Genomic DNA, 13,182 nt, shown 5'->3' with positions numbered 1-13,182 from the left:
GTCCATTGCGGCTTGACATTGCCGTGGAACATACCATGTTCAGAGTATGAGCACCCGCACGGCAACCACCGTCTTCCGGATCGTCCCCATCGCAGGACGCTGACCCCAGCTCGGACACAGCTCCGGGCCTGGGGCTGTAACTCTTAACATCCATTCACATCGCATGTCGCCGAGGCAAACCGCGTTTCGCGGTCGTCCCGGCGCGCTCGAAACGCGGGCCACATCGTCATGAAGAAGCCACCCATCGTCGTCAACCGGATCGACCATACCCGCCTCGTCCAGATGGCGAACGGCCTGATCGACCGCAATCCCGATCTCGCCGACGAACTGCTCGCGGAGCTGGAGCGCGCCAAGGTCAGGGATGAGCGCGCGGTCCCGGCCAACAGCGTGCAGATCGGGCGCACAGTCGAGTTTCGCCTGGACGACGGCGCGCCGCGCCGGGTTACGCTGGTCTATCCGGCGGATGCCGATGTCGGCGCCGGCCGTATCTCGGTGCTCACCCCGGTGGGCGTGGCGATGCTTGGCCTGTCGGCCGGCCAGACGATGGAGATGACTTCCAACGACCGCCGGTCGCATCGCCTGACCATCGATACCGTCGTCCCGGCCGCCGAATGACGCCGTGACCGTTCTCCCCAGAGTGCGAGGAATACGCAGGCCCGTCCGCGCCGTGCGGCGGCGGCGTTTCCTCGACCATGCGGGCTCGCTGATCGCAGGCTCCTGACCCCTGGCCGGCAACGCCGGTCAGGGGACCTCTCCACGCAACGTTCCGGCGGCGCCGCCGCCCTGGGGAGAACAGCCATGCCTGGCATGCCGATCAGCAGGATCACCACGAAGGACATCGCGATCCTCGAAACCATGCTCGCGCGCTACAAAGGCGCGTGCCCGCACTTTGCCGCGCTGTTGCGCCGCAAGGTCGATTCGAGTGCGATCTATCTCCGCGACGACATCCCGCCCGACACGGTGACGCTGAACAGCAGCGTCGCCTACAGCGTCGACGATACCGCCGCCGGCCCGCACCTCGTCGTCCAAAGCGAGATCGAAGATCTGCCGGCCTTTGCCGTGTCGATCCATTCGCTGCGCGGCCTCGCGCTGCTCGGCATGTCAGAGGGCGAGATCGTGGACGTTCCGACCTCCGACACCGAGCGCGAGCGCCTGTATGTCGATACGGTGCTGTCGCAGCCGGAGGCGGAGGCAAATCTTGCCTTGCGGCGTCCGGCCGGCCTGCTCCGTCCCTCCAATGTCGTGCCGCTGCGGATGCGCAGCGCCGGCAGCGACGCTCCCGACAGCGACGATCCCGGCCCGAAGGCGGCCTGACCGCGTCCGCAAGTGGCTTCCCCGGCCCGCCGCCTTTGGCTAGAACGGCGAAAGAGGCGGCGTCGGTTCCACGCGCGGCCGGTCACGGAGAGCAAGCCATGTTCCGCTGGGGTGTATTGTCGACGGCGAAGATCGGCCGCGAGCACGTGCTGCCGGCGATCGCGGATTCCGCGAACGGCGTGCTCGCCGCCGTCGCGAGCCGCGACCTGGAGAAGGCGGAAGCGCTCGCCGACCGGTTCAACGCCCCGCATGCCTTCGGCTCCTACGAGGACCTGCTCACCTCCGACGTGGTGGACGGCGTCTATATCCCGCTCCCCACCTCGCAGCATGTCGAATGGGCCGTGAAGGCGGCGGATGCCGGCAAGCATGTGCTGGTCGAGAAGCCGCTGGCACTGAAGGCCGACGACATCGCCGATGTTATCGCCGCGCGCGACCGCAATGGCGTCGTAGTCTCGGAGGCCTTCATGGTCCACTACCATCCGCAGTGGGCAAAGGTGCGCGAGCTGATCGAGGAGGGGCGGATCGGGCGGCTGCGCCATGTGCAGGGCGCCTTCACCTATTTCAACAAGGACGCCGCCAACATGCGCAACCGGCTCGAACTCGGCGGCGGCGCGCTGCCCGACATCGGCGTCTACCCGACCGTCACCACCCGTATTGCGACCGGCAAGGAGCCGCTGCGCGTGCAGGCCCGCGTCGCGCGCGACGCCACCTTCGGCACCGACGTCTACTCCTCGGTGAAGGCCGATTTCGGCGCCTTCGAGCTCACCTTCTACCTCTCCACCCAGATGGCCGCGCGCCAGCTCATGGTCTTCCATGGCGACGAAGGCTTCATCGAGATCCGCTCGCCCTTCAACGCCGGGCTCTATGAACACCATCAGGTGGAATTGCATAATCAGAGTCACACCGAAGCGGCGGTCTTCCGCTTCCCAGGCACGCAGCAGTACAGGCTGGAGGTCGAGACCTTCGCGAAGAAGGCGCAGGGCGAAGACGTCTCAATCTTCACGCTCGAGGATTCGGTGAAGAACCAGAAGCTGATCGACGCCGTTTTCCGCGCCGGCGCTCACGACGGCTGGGAGGCCGTGCAGGCTTAGGCGACCGCCGGTTCCCGGCTGCGCTTCCAGCCCCAGCAACTGATCTCGCGCAGGACATCGGCGATGTCCTGCGAGGACGCGGAGCTTTCGGGATGTCTCATCCGCAACTCGACGGCGGCTGCGTCGAGAGCGAATGGATCGCAGCAAAGCTCGCGCCTCAGCGCCGTGTCGGCGATATCGACAGCCAGTGGAAGTGTGGTCACTCGCGCACCTCCCTTTCCCCCACGGATCCATAGAGTATCGCCGATCGCGTCCAATTTGTGGCCGGCTATGGAGAGATATCGGCAGGCTGACGCTCCATCCCGCCACACGACTTCACTCTCGAGGCCGGCGGGGATATCCCTACCGGCAGGCACTGCCAACCAGCGCGCCGAGGAGGAGAAGACATGCTGCGCAACATCGACCCGATCCTGTCGCCCGACCTGCTGCGTATCCTGCGCGCGATGGGCCATGGCGACGAGATCGTCATCGCCGACGCCAACTTTCCCGGCGAGTCCTGCGCCAGGCGCCTCGTGCGGCTCGACGGCATCGACGCCGCGCGGATCCTGCGGGCGATCCTCAGTGTCATGCCGCTCGACAGTTTCGCCGAGGAGCGCGCGATGAGCATGGCGGTCGTGGACGACCCGAAGGCAGTGCCGCCCGTGGTGGCGCTGTTCCAGCGGATCGTCGACGAGGTCGCCGACAATCCCGCTCCAATCGTCCCGATCGAGCGGTTTTCGTTCTATGACCGCTCGCGCGCCGCCTATGCGATCGTGCAGTCCGGCGAAACCCGCCTCTACGGCAATGTGATCCTCAAGAAGGGCGTAATCTTTCCGCCGGCGGGGGTCTGACCCGCACACGAACGCCGCCAGCGCACTTAACCCCCCCCTTAAAGCGCCGCATTTAGTGTCCATCCGAACGCCACGGACAACGGAGCGAGCGCGGCGGCATGGCGAAACGGGGACGTGACACGCGGATCGAGCCGAGCTTCGACGGCCCGGCGCCCAAGCGCGGCGGCGGTGGCCTGTCGCTGAGCGAGGACGACCGCGTGGTGCCTTCGGCCAAGCGCGCGAAGAAGCCGGCCAAGCCGGCGCGCGAACCCGCGGCCCGTGGCCGTTCGCGCTCCCGCGCACGGCGCGGCTTCGGCGTGTTCGGCACATTGGTCTACTGGTCGCTCGTGCTGGCGCTGTGGGGCGGCATCGGGCTCGCTGGCATTGTCGCCTATTACGGCGCGCGCATGCCGAGCGCGATCACCTGGACCGTGCCCGACCGGCCGCCCAACGTGAAGATCGTTTCCGCCGACAACCAGCTGCTCGCCAATCGCGGCATGACCGGTGGCGAGGCGCTGTCGCTGTCGGAAATGTCGCCGTCAATTCCGCAGGCGCTGATCGCGATCGAGGACCGCCGCTTCCGCTCGCATTTCGGCGTCGACCCGCTTGGCCTCGGGCGCGCGGTCGTGACCAACCTGATGCAGGGCCGGCTGGTGCAGGGCGGCTCGACGGTCACGCAGCAGCTCGCCAAGAACCTCTTCCTCAAGCCCGAGCGCACGCTGGAGCGCAAGGTGCAGGAGGTGCTGCTCGCCTTCTGGCTGGAGCATGAATACAGTAAGGACCAGATCCTCGAGATGTATCTCAACCGGGTCTATTTCGGCTCGGGCGCCTATGGCGTGGAGGCCGCGTCCCGGCGCTATTTCGGCAAGTCCGCCCGCAACGTGACGCTGTCGGAGGCAGCACTTCTGGCAGGCCTGCTCAAGGCGCCGTCGCGCCTGTCGCCAGCGCGTGACCCCAAGGCCGCGGAGGCCCGCGCCCAAGTGGTGCTCGCCGCCATGAGCGAAGAGGGGATGATTGGCTCGAAGGAGCTCGCCTTCGCCATGAGCGCGCCCGCTACCCGCGCAGCCGCCTACTGGACCGGCGCGGAGAACTATGTCGCCGACCGCATCATGGAGGAGCTGCCCGGCCTTGTCGGCGAGATCCAGACCGATGTCGTGGTGGACACCACCGTCGATCTGACGCTGCAGAAGCTCGCCGAGGAGTCCATCCGCAAGCTGATCGAGGAAGACGGCGAGAAGCTGCAGGTCAGCCAGGGCGCGCTGGTTTCGATCGACAATTCGGGCGCGGTGCGCGCGATGGTCGGCGGCGCCGACTATGCCAACAGCCAGTTCGACCGTGCTTCCGAGGCGCGCCGCCAGCCCGGCTCGGCCTTCAAGCCCTTCGTCTACCTCGCCGCGCTCGAAGCCGGCCGAACGCCCGACTCGATCCGCAACGACGCGCCGGTCAAGATCGGCAAGTGGACGCCGGAGAACTACAAGGGCAAGTATCTCGGCCGCGTGACGCTGACAGAGGCGCTGGCGAAGTCGCTCAATTCGGTCTCGGCGCAGCTCGTCATGGAGGTCGGCCCCGAGACGGTGGTGCAGACCGCGCAGCGGCTCGGCATCGAATCCAAGTTGCAGGCCAACACCTCGATCGCGCTTGGCACGTCGGAGGTGACGCCGCTGGAGCTGACGGCTGCTTTCGTGCCCTTCGCCAATGGTGGATACCGGCCCGAGGTGCATTTCATCAGCCGGGTCACCGACATCAACGGCAAGGTGCTCTACCAGTACCAGGCCAACTCCGCGCCGCGCGTCGTGAAGCCCGAGATCGTCGGCATGATGAACCGGATGATGACGGAGACGCTGGAGATCGGCACGGCGAAGAAGGCCGCGTTCGGCTGGCCCGCCGCCGGCAAGACCGGCACCAGCCAGCAATCGCGCGACGCCTGGTTCGTCGGCTACACGTCGAACCTGACCACCGGCGTGTGGTTCGGCAACGATGACGGCAAGCCGACCAAGAACATCACCGGCGGCTCGCTGCCGTCGATCGCCTGGAAGACGTTCATGCAGGCGGCACATGAGGGCGTTCCGGTGCGCCAGCTTCCCGACATCGAGCTCTACGCGCCGTCTTCGCCGCCGGTATCGAGCGAGGAGCAGCCGGTCGCAGCAGCACCTCCGCCTGCTGCTGCCGTCGAGACGGCCGCGCCCGAGATGGCCGGCGGCTTCAATCCGCGCCCCGACGGAGATCAGGTGTCGTCGATCCGCCGCCCGGTGCCGCCGGGCGAGGTCGGCGGCCAGCCGGTCCGGCGCGAGAAGTCGATCCTCGACGTCATCCTCGGAAACTGAACCCGCCCCCTCGCTAAGACCGACGTCCTCCGCTACATAGCGCAGCGGAGGCTCCCGATGGCGGATGCGATGCGAAAGACCCTTGTCCTCACAGGCGCCAGCCGTGGCATCGGACATGCAACGGTGAAACGCTTCTCCCGCGAAGGGTGGCGCGTCATCACATGCTCACGCCAGGCCTTCTCGGAGGACTGCCCGTGGCCGGCAGGACCCGATGATCACATCAAGGTCGACCTCTCGGACCAGGAGGACGTCGGAATCGCCGTCTCCGAAATCCGCCACCGCCTGGAGACGAACGGCGGCCAGCTGCACGCGCTCGTCAACAATGCCGGCATCTCGCCCAAGCTCAAGGACGGCGGGCGGATGAATTCGCTCGACACGCCGATGCATGTCTGGCGCGACGTGTTCCAGGTGAACTTCTTCGCCCCGATCATGCTCGCCCGCGGCCTGTTCAAGGAACTGGCCGCCGCGCAGGGCTCGATCGTCAATGTCACCTCGATCGCCGGCACGCGGGTGCACCCTTTCGCCGGGACGTCTTACGCGACGTCGAAGGCCGCGCTCGGCTCGCTGACGCGGGAGATGGCGGCCGACTTCGGCCCGCATGGCATTCGGGTCAACGCGATCGCGCCGGGCGAGATCGACACAGCGATCCTCTCCCCCGGCACCGACAAGATCGTCGAGACCATCCCGCTGCGCCGGCTGGGCGCCACGTCGGAAGTGGCCGACATCATCTACTTCTTGTGCTCGAACCAGGCGTCCTACGTGACGGGCAGCGAAATCCACATCAACGGCGGCCAGCACGTCTGATCAGGGCTTGTCGCCCTCGTCCGCCGGCTTCGGCGGCGGAACCGGGGGCGTGTCCAGCTTGGTCGTCGGCGACGCGTCGCTGTCAGGCTCCTTCGCCATGGCGGCCGGCGTCCCCAGCACCTGCTCGACCATGCCGCGAGCGATCTCCCGCTCGCCCATGATGACATGGTCCGCGCCGAGGCCTTTCAGGTGCTCCACCTCGGCATCCGAATGCGCGCGAGCGATCACCCTGATATCGGGGTTCGCCGCCTTCGCACGCGTCACCACGGGTCCGGCCTCGAACGCGTTCGGAATCGCCAGGATGATGCGTCTGGCTCCGGCAGGATTTGCTGCCGCGAGCACATCCGCGCGGGCGGCGTTGCCGTTGATCACCTCGATGCCATCATTGCGGATCTTCTCCGACGCCTTGTCGGAATCCTCGATCACCAGCACAGGCGAACCGGCATCCCGCAGCGCCCTGCCGGTGAGACTGCCGACGCGGCCATAGCCGACGAGGATCGTGTGATCGGTGAGCGTCGTCTTGTCGGGCGCCTGTTCGGGATCGACCACCTCGGCCGGCGCGGGAGCCGGCTCCTCCGGCGTTCCCGGGGCTGGCGGCCCGGCAGGCTGCGGCGCGGGCTGCGCAGAAGCCGCGCGCTTCTCGAGATACGGCTTCAGCCAATCAACCGCGGCAAACACCACTGGATTAAGCACGATCGACAGGATGGCGCCCGCAAGGATCAGATCGCGCCCCTGTTCCGGCAGCAGGCCCAGCCCGACGCCGAGCTCGGCCAGGATGAAGGAGAATTCGCCGATCTGCGCAAGGCTTGCCGAAATCACCAGAGCGGTGCCAACCGGATAGCGGAAGGCGATGACGATGAGAAAGGCCGCGACCGACTTGCCGATGACGATGATGAACAGCGTCGCCAGCACCGGCAGCGGGCTCTCCATTAGGCTGTAGGGATCAAACAGCATGCCGACCGAGACGAAGAAGAGCACAGAGAAGGCGTCGCGCAGCGGCAGCGATTCCTCCGCCGCCTGATGCGACAGTTCCGACTCGCTCATGATCATGCCGGCGAAGAAGGCGCCGAGCGCCAGCGACACATCGAAGAGCTGCGCCGCGCCATAGGCGACGCCCAGCGCGATCGCCAGCACGGCCAAGCGGAACAGCTCGCGCGAGCCGGTGTGGGCGACGTAGTGCAGGATCCACGGAATGACCTTGCGGCCGACCACGAGCATGAGGATCACGAAGGCGGCTACCTTGGCGACGGTAAGCCCGATCGCGCCGACTACGCCCCCGCCCAAAAGGCCGGTGATCGCGGACGGCGCGTGGTCCGCCGCGGGCGCCGCGGCCCCGTTGCCGCCCAGCACGCCTGCCAGTGCCGGCAGCAGCACCAGCGCCAGCACCATGGCAAGATCCTCGACGATCAGCCAGCCGACGGCGATGCGTCCGCGCTCGGTCTCAAGGATGCGGCGCTCCTGCAGGGCGCGCAGCAGCACCACGGTCGAGGCGACGGACAGAGCCAGGCCGAACACGATGCCGGCGCCGAGGTCCCATCCCATCAGCCAGGCGAGCCCCATGCCGAGGAAGGTGGCAAAGCCGATCTGCACCACGGCGCCCGGTACCGCGATCGCGCGCACCGAAAGGAGATCCTTCAGCGAGAAATGCAGGCCTACGCCGAACATCAGCAGGATGACGCCGAGTTCGGCGAGCTCCGTCGCCAGGCTCTGGTCGGCGACGAAGCCGGGCGTGTAAGGACCCACGAGCACGCCCGCGACCAGATATCCGACCAGCGGTGGAATCTTGAGCCGGTTGGCTATTGCGCCGAACACGAATGCCAACCCCAGGCCTGCGACGATTGTGGCGATGAGGGGCATTTCATGCAGCATGCGGCAAGCCTCGAAAAAATGAGCAGCGAAAAAGGGAGCAGGCCGGGGGCCCGCTTCCGGAGTATGGGGATGCCTTCCCGCCACCGCAAGGTTTGCGAGCTGCACAAATGCTCGAAAAGACGCGCCGGGCCTGAAAAACTACTGCGGCATGCCGCCGAGATGGGCGAGAAGCTCTGCCACGTTGCTGGCCTTGTGCTTCTTCATCAGGCGCGCGCGATAGGCTTCCACGGTCCGCGGCGAGATCGTCAGCATGCGCGCGATCTCCTTCGAGGTCCGCCCCTCGCCTAGGTGCATGACGATCTGGCGCTCACGAGTGGTGAGCGGCGAGACGGGGCGGAACTCCGACAAGTCGGCGAAGCTCCACACCGCGCGGCGCAGCGGATCGTCCTGGCGCGTCAGCGAATGGCCGCGCACCCGACACCAGAACAGCGAGCCGTCGCGACGCGCCATGATGCGCTCGTCAGTGTAGCGGTTGGTCTTTCTCAGCGGCTCGACACCGACGTCGCGGATCGCGACAAACTCCTCGAGGCTCGGATAGAGAATCGCGAAGGACTGGTCGATGAGCTCTTGGGGCACATAGCCGAACATCCCGGCGAAGGCGGGGTTGCAGGCGCGGATGATCCTGCTCTCGGTCAGCACGATGCCGACCGGCGAGTAGTGGAACGCAATCTGTTCGAGCTCTTCGCGTGTCAGCATTGCGCGTATTTATACGATATTGCCGCCCGTGTGTCTGGGTGACGATAATAATCAAAGTGTTGCGTCATGCCAGCCGGCCGCCAAGAGCCCGGACGGGCAGTATCGTCGCACACGACGGGAGGAGAATGTTGCGCCTGCTGCGACCGCTTGCCGGTCGGCCTGGCACGATTGTCCCTTTCAGACGAATTCGCTGCCTTCCCGCCGACGGGGGAGACGCGCATTGAACTCTGTTCGGTCGAACTGGTGGAGGAACCAACGATGAGAAGATTGCTGACGGCGCTGGCTGCGGCCTCCGCGCTGCTGGTCGCGCAGCCGGTCCTGGCGCAGGACGGGCCGGCCAAGATCGCGCTGATCCACGGCCTTTCGGGCTCGCCGCTCGAAGCCTATTCGAAGCAGACCCATACCGGCTTCGAGATGGGTCTCGAATACGCGACCAAGGGCACCAACGAGATCAAGGGCCGCAAGATCGAGCTGGTCAAGAAGGACTCGCAGTTCAAGCCCGACATCGCCCGTGCGCTGCTCGCTGAAGCCTATGCCGACGAGGACGTCGTGCTCGCCGTCGGCGACACCTCGTCGGGCGTCGCGATGGCCATGCTGCCGGTCGCGGCCGAGAACGAGAAGATCCTGCTCGTTGAACCCGCCGTCGCCGACGGCCTGACAGGTAAGGATTCCAACCGCTACGTCTTCAAGACCTCGCGCAACTCCTCGATGGACATGCAGGCGCAGGCGCTCGCGCTGAAGCCGGACAGCAACCTCTACATCGCCACGCTGGCGCAGGATTATGCGTTCGGCCGCGACGGCGTCGCCGCCTTCAAGACCGCGCTCGAAGGCACCGGCGCGAACCTGGTGCACGAGGAATACGTGCCGCAGCAGACGACCGACTTCACCGCCCCGATCGAGCGCCTGTTCAACGCGCTCAAGGACAAGCAGGGCCGCAAGGTGATCGTCATCTATGTCGCCGGCATCGACGCCATGACACCGCTCGTCACCGCCGACCCGGGCCGCTACGGCATCGAGCTGTCGACCGGCGGCAACATCCTGCCCGCGCTCGCCGGCTACAAGAAGGTGCCCGGCATGGAAGGCGCCATCTACTACTATTACGAATCGCCGAAGAACCCGGTGAACGACTGGTTCGTCGCCGAGCATCAGAAGCGCTTCAACACGCCGCCGGACTTCTTCACCGCAGGCGGCTTCGCCGCCGCGATGGCGGTGGCCAAGGCGCTCGAGACCGCGTCGGACTGGGACACCGAGACGCTGATCAAGACTATGGAAGGCATGAGCTTCGACACGCCGAAGGGTCCGATGACCTTCCGTCCGGAAGACCACCAGGCGCTTCAGTCGATGTACCACTTCAAGATCAAGGTCGATCCGAACGTCGCCTGGGCGATCCCGGAGCTCGTCCGTGAAATCAAGCCCGAGGAGATGAAGATCCCGATCGGGCGGAACAACCAGCAGTGAGGTTAAGGGAGTAAGGCAGTAGGGCAATGGGGCAGTAGGTGAAGCGCCGCGACGCAGGGCTTCACGATACTCTCCCCTACTGCCTTACTGCCTTATCGCCCTGCTGCCCTATGACCCCCTCCCTCCGCACCGAAAACCTGACGATCCGCTTCGGCGGGCACGCCGCGGTCAATGATGTGACCGCAGCGTTCCGGCCGGGCGAGCTGACCGTCATCGTCGGCCCGAACGGCGCCGGCAAGACGACCTGGTTCAACCTCGTCTCCGGCCAGCTGACGCCGACCTCCGGCCGCATCTTCAAGGGCGAAACGGAGATCACCGGCCTGTCGCCGTCGGCCCGCGCCAAGTCAGGCGTCGGCCGCGCCTTCCAGCTCACCAATCTCTTCCCCAAGCTCTCGGTGCGCGAGAACATCCGCCTCGTCGGGCAGGCCCGCGCCGGCAAGGGGCCGGACGTGTTCCGCAGCGCCGCGGCTCTCTCCGCCGTGAACAGCGAGACCGAGGAACACCTGAACAACAGCCGGCTCATCGCCGTCGCCGACCTGCCCGCTTCCGCGCTCCCCCATGGCGACCAGCGCAAGCTCGAAGTGGCAATGATGATCGCTATGAAGCCCGACATCTTCATGTTCGACGAGCCGACCGCCGGCATGTCGTCGGCGGAAGCCCCCGCCATCCTCGACCTGATCGCCGCGATCAAGCAAGACCGGTCGAAGACCATCCTGCTGGTCGAGCACAAGATGGACGTCGTGCGCGCGCTCGCCGACCGCATCATCGTGCTGCACAATGGCGAGCTCGTCGCGGACGGCAAGCCGGACGAGGTGATGGCCATGCCGATCGTGCGCGAGATCTATCTCGGCCAGGGCGCGGAGGACGTGGCGTGACCGCGATCCTGCGCCTCGACGACGTCCACACCGACATCGGCCAGTACCACGTGCTGCACGGCGTCTCGTTCGACGTGCCGGAGGGCGGCGTGCATGTGCTGCTCGGCCGCAACGGCGCCGGCAAGACCACGACGCTGCGCACGATCATGGGGCTGTGGCGCGCACGCAAGGGCGCGATCGTCTTCCGCCACCACGACATCACAGCAATGAGGACGCCCGACATCGCCCGCCTCGGCATCGCCTACGTGCCGGAGAACATGGGCATCTTCGGCGGGCTGACCGTCGAGGAGAACATGCGGCTTGCCGCCGCCACCGGCACCTTCGACAAGGAGCGGCTGGCACGCATCTTCGCCATCTTCCCGGCAATGGAGAAATTCTGGAAGAACCAAGCCTATGCGCTCTCTGGCGGGCAGAAGCAGATGCTGGCGATCTCGCGCGCGATCATCGAGAAGCGCGACCTGATCCTGATCGACGAGCCGACCAAGGGCCTCGCGCCCTCGATCATCCGCAACATGATCGACGCCTTCCGCGAGATCGGCAGGGAGACGACGATCCTGCTGGTCGAACAGAATTTCCATTTCGCCAAGGCGCTCGGGCGCGGGGTGGGCGTCATCGACGACGGCCGCATCGTGCATCGCGGCCAGATGGCGGAGCTCGTGGCGGACACGGCGCTGCAGACGCGGCTGCTGAGCCTCAGCGTGGAGGGGCATTGATGTCTGCGCACCTCACCTTGTTGATGTCGCGATCCTTCGCGCCCCCCTCTGGCCTACCGGCCATCTCCCCCACCAGGGGGGAGATCGGCTGTTCCAGCGGCGGTGCACACTCCTCGAACGTGGCGAATGGTGAAGACATCGCCACTGCCCATCTCCCCCCTCGTGGGGGAGATGGCCGGCAGGCCAGAGGGGGGCGCCGTAGAGCACGAGCCTCGGCTGCAATCATCCGGGAGCAACCTCAATGACCTCCCTCGACCGCATCGGCGGCGTCTATGTGCTGCCCGTCATCCTGGCGCTGATCGCGCTCGTCTTCATCGGTCAGCCGTCCACCTGGGCGACGCTGACGGTGGCGGGCCTCTCCATGGGCATGATGATCTTCCTGATGGCGTCGGGCCTGTCGCTGGTCTTCGGCCTGATGGACGTCCTGAACTTCGGCCATTCGGCCTTCGTCTCCTTCGGCGCCTTCATCGCGGCGACGGTGCTTGCCGCCCTTGGCGTCTGGCTCGACGGCGACAGCGCCTTTCTCAACCTCGTCGCGCTGTTTGCCGCGATCGGGGCCGCCACCGCCTTCGGCGCTATCGCCGGCTGGGCCTTCGAGCGCGTCATCGTCAAGCCGGTCTACAAGGACCACCTGCGGCAGATCCTGATCACCATGGGCGCGCTGATCGTCGCCGAACAGCTGATCCTTGCGATATGGGGCGGCGTACCGATCCAGGTGCACCGGCCGGCGATCCTCACCGGTTCGATCATCCTCGGCGACGTGTCGATCGAGATCTACCGCGTCTTCGCCTTCCTCCTCGGGCTCGCGGTCTATGTCGCGCTCTATCTCGTGCTCAACCGCACCCGACTCGGGCTGCTCATCCGCGCCGGCGTCGAGAACCGCGAGATGGTGGAATCGTTGGGGTTCCGCATCGACCGGCTGTTCGTCGGCGTGTTCATGGCCGGCTCCGCGCTTGCCGCGATGGGCGGGGCGATGTGGGCCGGCTACCAGGGCCTGATCACGCCGGCGATCGGCGGCGAGCTGATGATCCTGGTGTTCATCGTCGTGATCATCGGCGGACTGGGCTCGATCCAGGGTTCGCTGCTCGGCGCGATCCTCGTCGGACTGATGGCCAACTACGTCGCCTTTCTCGCGCCGAAACTGTCGCTCGCCTCCAACATGCTGCTGATGATGGCGATCCTGCTCTGGCGGCCGTGGGGGCTGAAGCCGGCGGTGAAGGGATGACTCC

At 66.4% G+C, this 13,182-nt stretch carries 13 protein-coding genes; 10 read left to right on the top strand and 3 right to left on the bottom strand.

Going from position 1 to position 13,182, the window contains the following annotated elements; genetic code table 11:
* The first annotated feature begins 228 nt into the window (after positions 1 to 228).
* From rnk to LRS09_RS12840, 3 genes are all read left to right on the top strand, one after another.
* Positions 229 to 615, top strand: a complete 387-nt coding sequence (gene rnk / locus LRS09_RS12850; protein ID WP_257807110.1) for a nucleoside diphosphate kinase regulator — start codon at positions 229 to 231, stop codon at positions 613 to 615.
* Positions 616 to 798: 183 nt separating this feature from the next.
* Positions 799 to 1,314, top strand: a complete 516-nt coding sequence (locus LRS09_RS12845) for a hypothetical protein (protein ID WP_257807109.1) — start codon at positions 799 to 801, stop codon at positions 1,312 to 1,314.
* A 98-nt stretch (positions 1,315 to 1,412) separates the two neighbouring features.
* Positions 1,413 to 2,405, top strand: a complete 993-nt coding sequence (locus LRS09_RS12840; RefSeq protein ID WP_257807108.1) for a Gfo/Idh/MocA family protein — start codon at positions 1,413 to 1,415, stop codon at positions 2,403 to 2,405.
* Here the strand turns inward: LRS09_RS12840 and LRS09_RS12835 are convergent.
* Positions 2,402 to 2,608, bottom strand: coding sequence for a hypothetical protein (locus LRS09_RS12835; RefSeq protein ID WP_257807107.1), 207 nt, complete (start codon positions 2,606 to 2,608; stop codon positions 2,402 to 2,404). The two genes, LRS09_RS12840 and LRS09_RS12835, sit on opposite strands and share 4 nt — an antisense overlap.
* Before the next feature lie 183 nt (positions 2,609 to 2,791).
* On the opposite strand from LRS09_RS12835, the gene LRS09_RS12830 reads away from it, so the two are divergent.
* The 3 genes from LRS09_RS12830 to LRS09_RS12820 all read left to right on the top strand — a co-directional run bounded on the left by LRS09_RS12830 (position 2,792) and on the right by LRS09_RS12820 (position 6,342).
* Entirely contained in the window at positions 2,792 to 3,235 is a 444-nt protein-coding gene (locus tag LRS09_RS12830) for an RbsD/FucU family protein (protein ID WP_257807106.1), read from the top strand.
* Positions 3,236 to 3,333: 98 nt separating this feature from the next.
* Positions 3,334 to 5,538: a transglycosylase domain-containing protein gene (locus tag LRS09_RS12825; RefSeq protein ID WP_257807105.1), complete on the top strand. Its 2,205-nt coding sequence runs from the start codon at positions 3,334 to 3,336 to the stop codon at positions 5,536 to 5,538.
* A 57-nt stretch (positions 5,539 to 5,595) separates the two neighbouring features.
* Complete coding sequence (locus LRS09_RS12820; RefSeq protein WP_085463351.1) at positions 5,596 to 6,342, top strand: SDR family NAD(P)-dependent oxidoreductase; 747 nt, start codon at positions 5,596 to 5,598, stop codon at positions 6,340 to 6,342.
* On the opposite strand, the gene ybaL is transcribed toward LRS09_RS12820, so the two are convergent.
* The gene (gene ybaL / locus LRS09_RS12815) at positions 6,343 to 8,211 is read right to left on the bottom strand and encodes a YbaL family putative K(+) efflux transporter (RefSeq protein ID WP_257807103.1); all 1,869 of its coding nucleotides are present in this window, start codon (positions 8,209 to 8,211) and stop codon (positions 6,343 to 6,345) included. It lies immediately after the preceding gene.
* A 138-nt stretch (positions 8,212 to 8,349) separates the two neighbouring features.
* Positions 8,350 to 8,907, bottom strand: a complete 558-nt coding sequence (locus LRS09_RS12810; RefSeq protein WP_257807102.1) for a PAS and helix-turn-helix domain-containing protein — start codon at positions 8,905 to 8,907, stop codon at positions 8,350 to 8,352.
* Between the two features lie 258 nt (positions 8,908 to 9,165).
* On the opposite strand from LRS09_RS12810, the gene LRS09_RS12805 reads away from it, so the two are divergent.
* From LRS09_RS12805 to LRS09_RS12790, 4 genes are all read left to right on the top strand, one after another.
* Positions 9,166 to 10,365, top strand: a complete 1,200-nt coding sequence (locus tag LRS09_RS12805) for a substrate-binding domain-containing protein (protein ID WP_257807101.1) — start codon at positions 9,166 to 9,168, stop codon at positions 10,363 to 10,365.
* 110 nt (positions 10,366 to 10,475) lie between these two features.
* Complete coding sequence (locus LRS09_RS12800; protein WP_257807100.1) at positions 10,476 to 11,240, top strand: ABC transporter ATP-binding protein; 765 nt, start codon at positions 10,476 to 10,478, stop codon at positions 11,238 to 11,240.
* Positions 11,237 to 11,953 carry an ABC transporter ATP-binding protein gene (locus tag LRS09_RS12795; protein WP_257807099.1) on the top strand — a complete coding sequence of 239 codons (717 nt, stop codon included), beginning with the start codon at positions 11,237 to 11,239 and terminating at the stop codon, positions 11,951 to 11,953. The genes LRS09_RS12800 and LRS09_RS12795 overlap by 4 nt, the downstream gene beginning before the upstream one ends.
* 241 nt (positions 11,954 to 12,194) lie before the next feature.
* On the top strand, positions 12,195 to 13,178 hold the full coding sequence (locus tag LRS09_RS12790) for a branched-chain amino acid ABC transporter permease (protein ID WP_257807098.1): 984 nt from the start codon (positions 12,195 to 12,197) through the stop codon (positions 13,176 to 13,178).
* Positions 13,179 to 13,182 lie beyond the last annotated feature (4 nt).

This window comes from Mesorhizobium sp. J428, from assembly GCF_024699925.1.
Lineage (GTDB): Bacteria > Pseudomonadota > Alphaproteobacteria > Rhizobiales > Rhizobiaceae > Mesorhizobium_A.
Note: the sequence above shows the minus strand (reverse complement) of the source record. Positions and strands in the feature narration are given on the sequence as shown.

Bases quoted from the DNA above. Each gene is read 5' to 3' on its own strand.
- rnk (WP_257807110.1), top strand. From the start codon at position 229: ATGAAGAAGCCACCCATCGTCGTCAACCGGATCGACCATACCCGCCTC.
- LRS09_RS12800 (WP_257807100.1), top strand. From the start codon at position 10,476: ATGACCCCCTCCCTCCGCACCGAAAACCTGACGATCCGCTTCGGCGGG.
- LRS09_RS12805 (WP_257807101.1), top strand. From the start codon at position 9,166: ATGAGAAGATTGCTGACGGCGCTGGCTGCGGCCTCCGCGCTGCTGGTC.
- ybaL (WP_257807103.1), bottom strand. From the start codon at position 8,211: ATGCTGCATGAAATGCCCCTCATCGCCACAATCGTCGCAGGCCTGGGG.
- LRS09_RS12840 (WP_257807108.1), top strand. From the start codon at position 1,413: ATGTTCCGCTGGGGTGTATTGTCGACGGCGAAGATCGGCCGCGAGCAC.
- LRS09_RS12825 (WP_257807105.1), top strand. From the start codon at position 3,334: ATGGCGAAACGGGGACGTGACACGCGGATCGAGCCGAGCTTCGACGGC.
- LRS09_RS12790 (WP_257807098.1), top strand. From the start codon at position 12,195: ATGACCTCCCTCGACCGCATCGGCGGCGTCTATGTGCTGCCCGTCATC.
- LRS09_RS12810 (WP_257807102.1), bottom strand. From the start codon at position 8,907: ATGCTGACACGCGAAGAGCTCGAACAGATTGCGTTCCACTACTCGCCG.
- LRS09_RS12820 (WP_085463351.1), top strand. From the start codon at position 5,596: ATGGCGGATGCGATGCGAAAGACCCTTGTCCTCACAGGCGCCAGCCGT.
- LRS09_RS12845 (WP_257807109.1), top strand. From the start codon at position 799: ATGCCTGGCATGCCGATCAGCAGGATCACCACGAAGGACATCGCGATC.
- LRS09_RS12830 (WP_257807106.1), top strand. From the start codon at position 2,792: ATGCTGCGCAACATCGACCCGATCCTGTCGCCCGACCTGCTGCGTATC.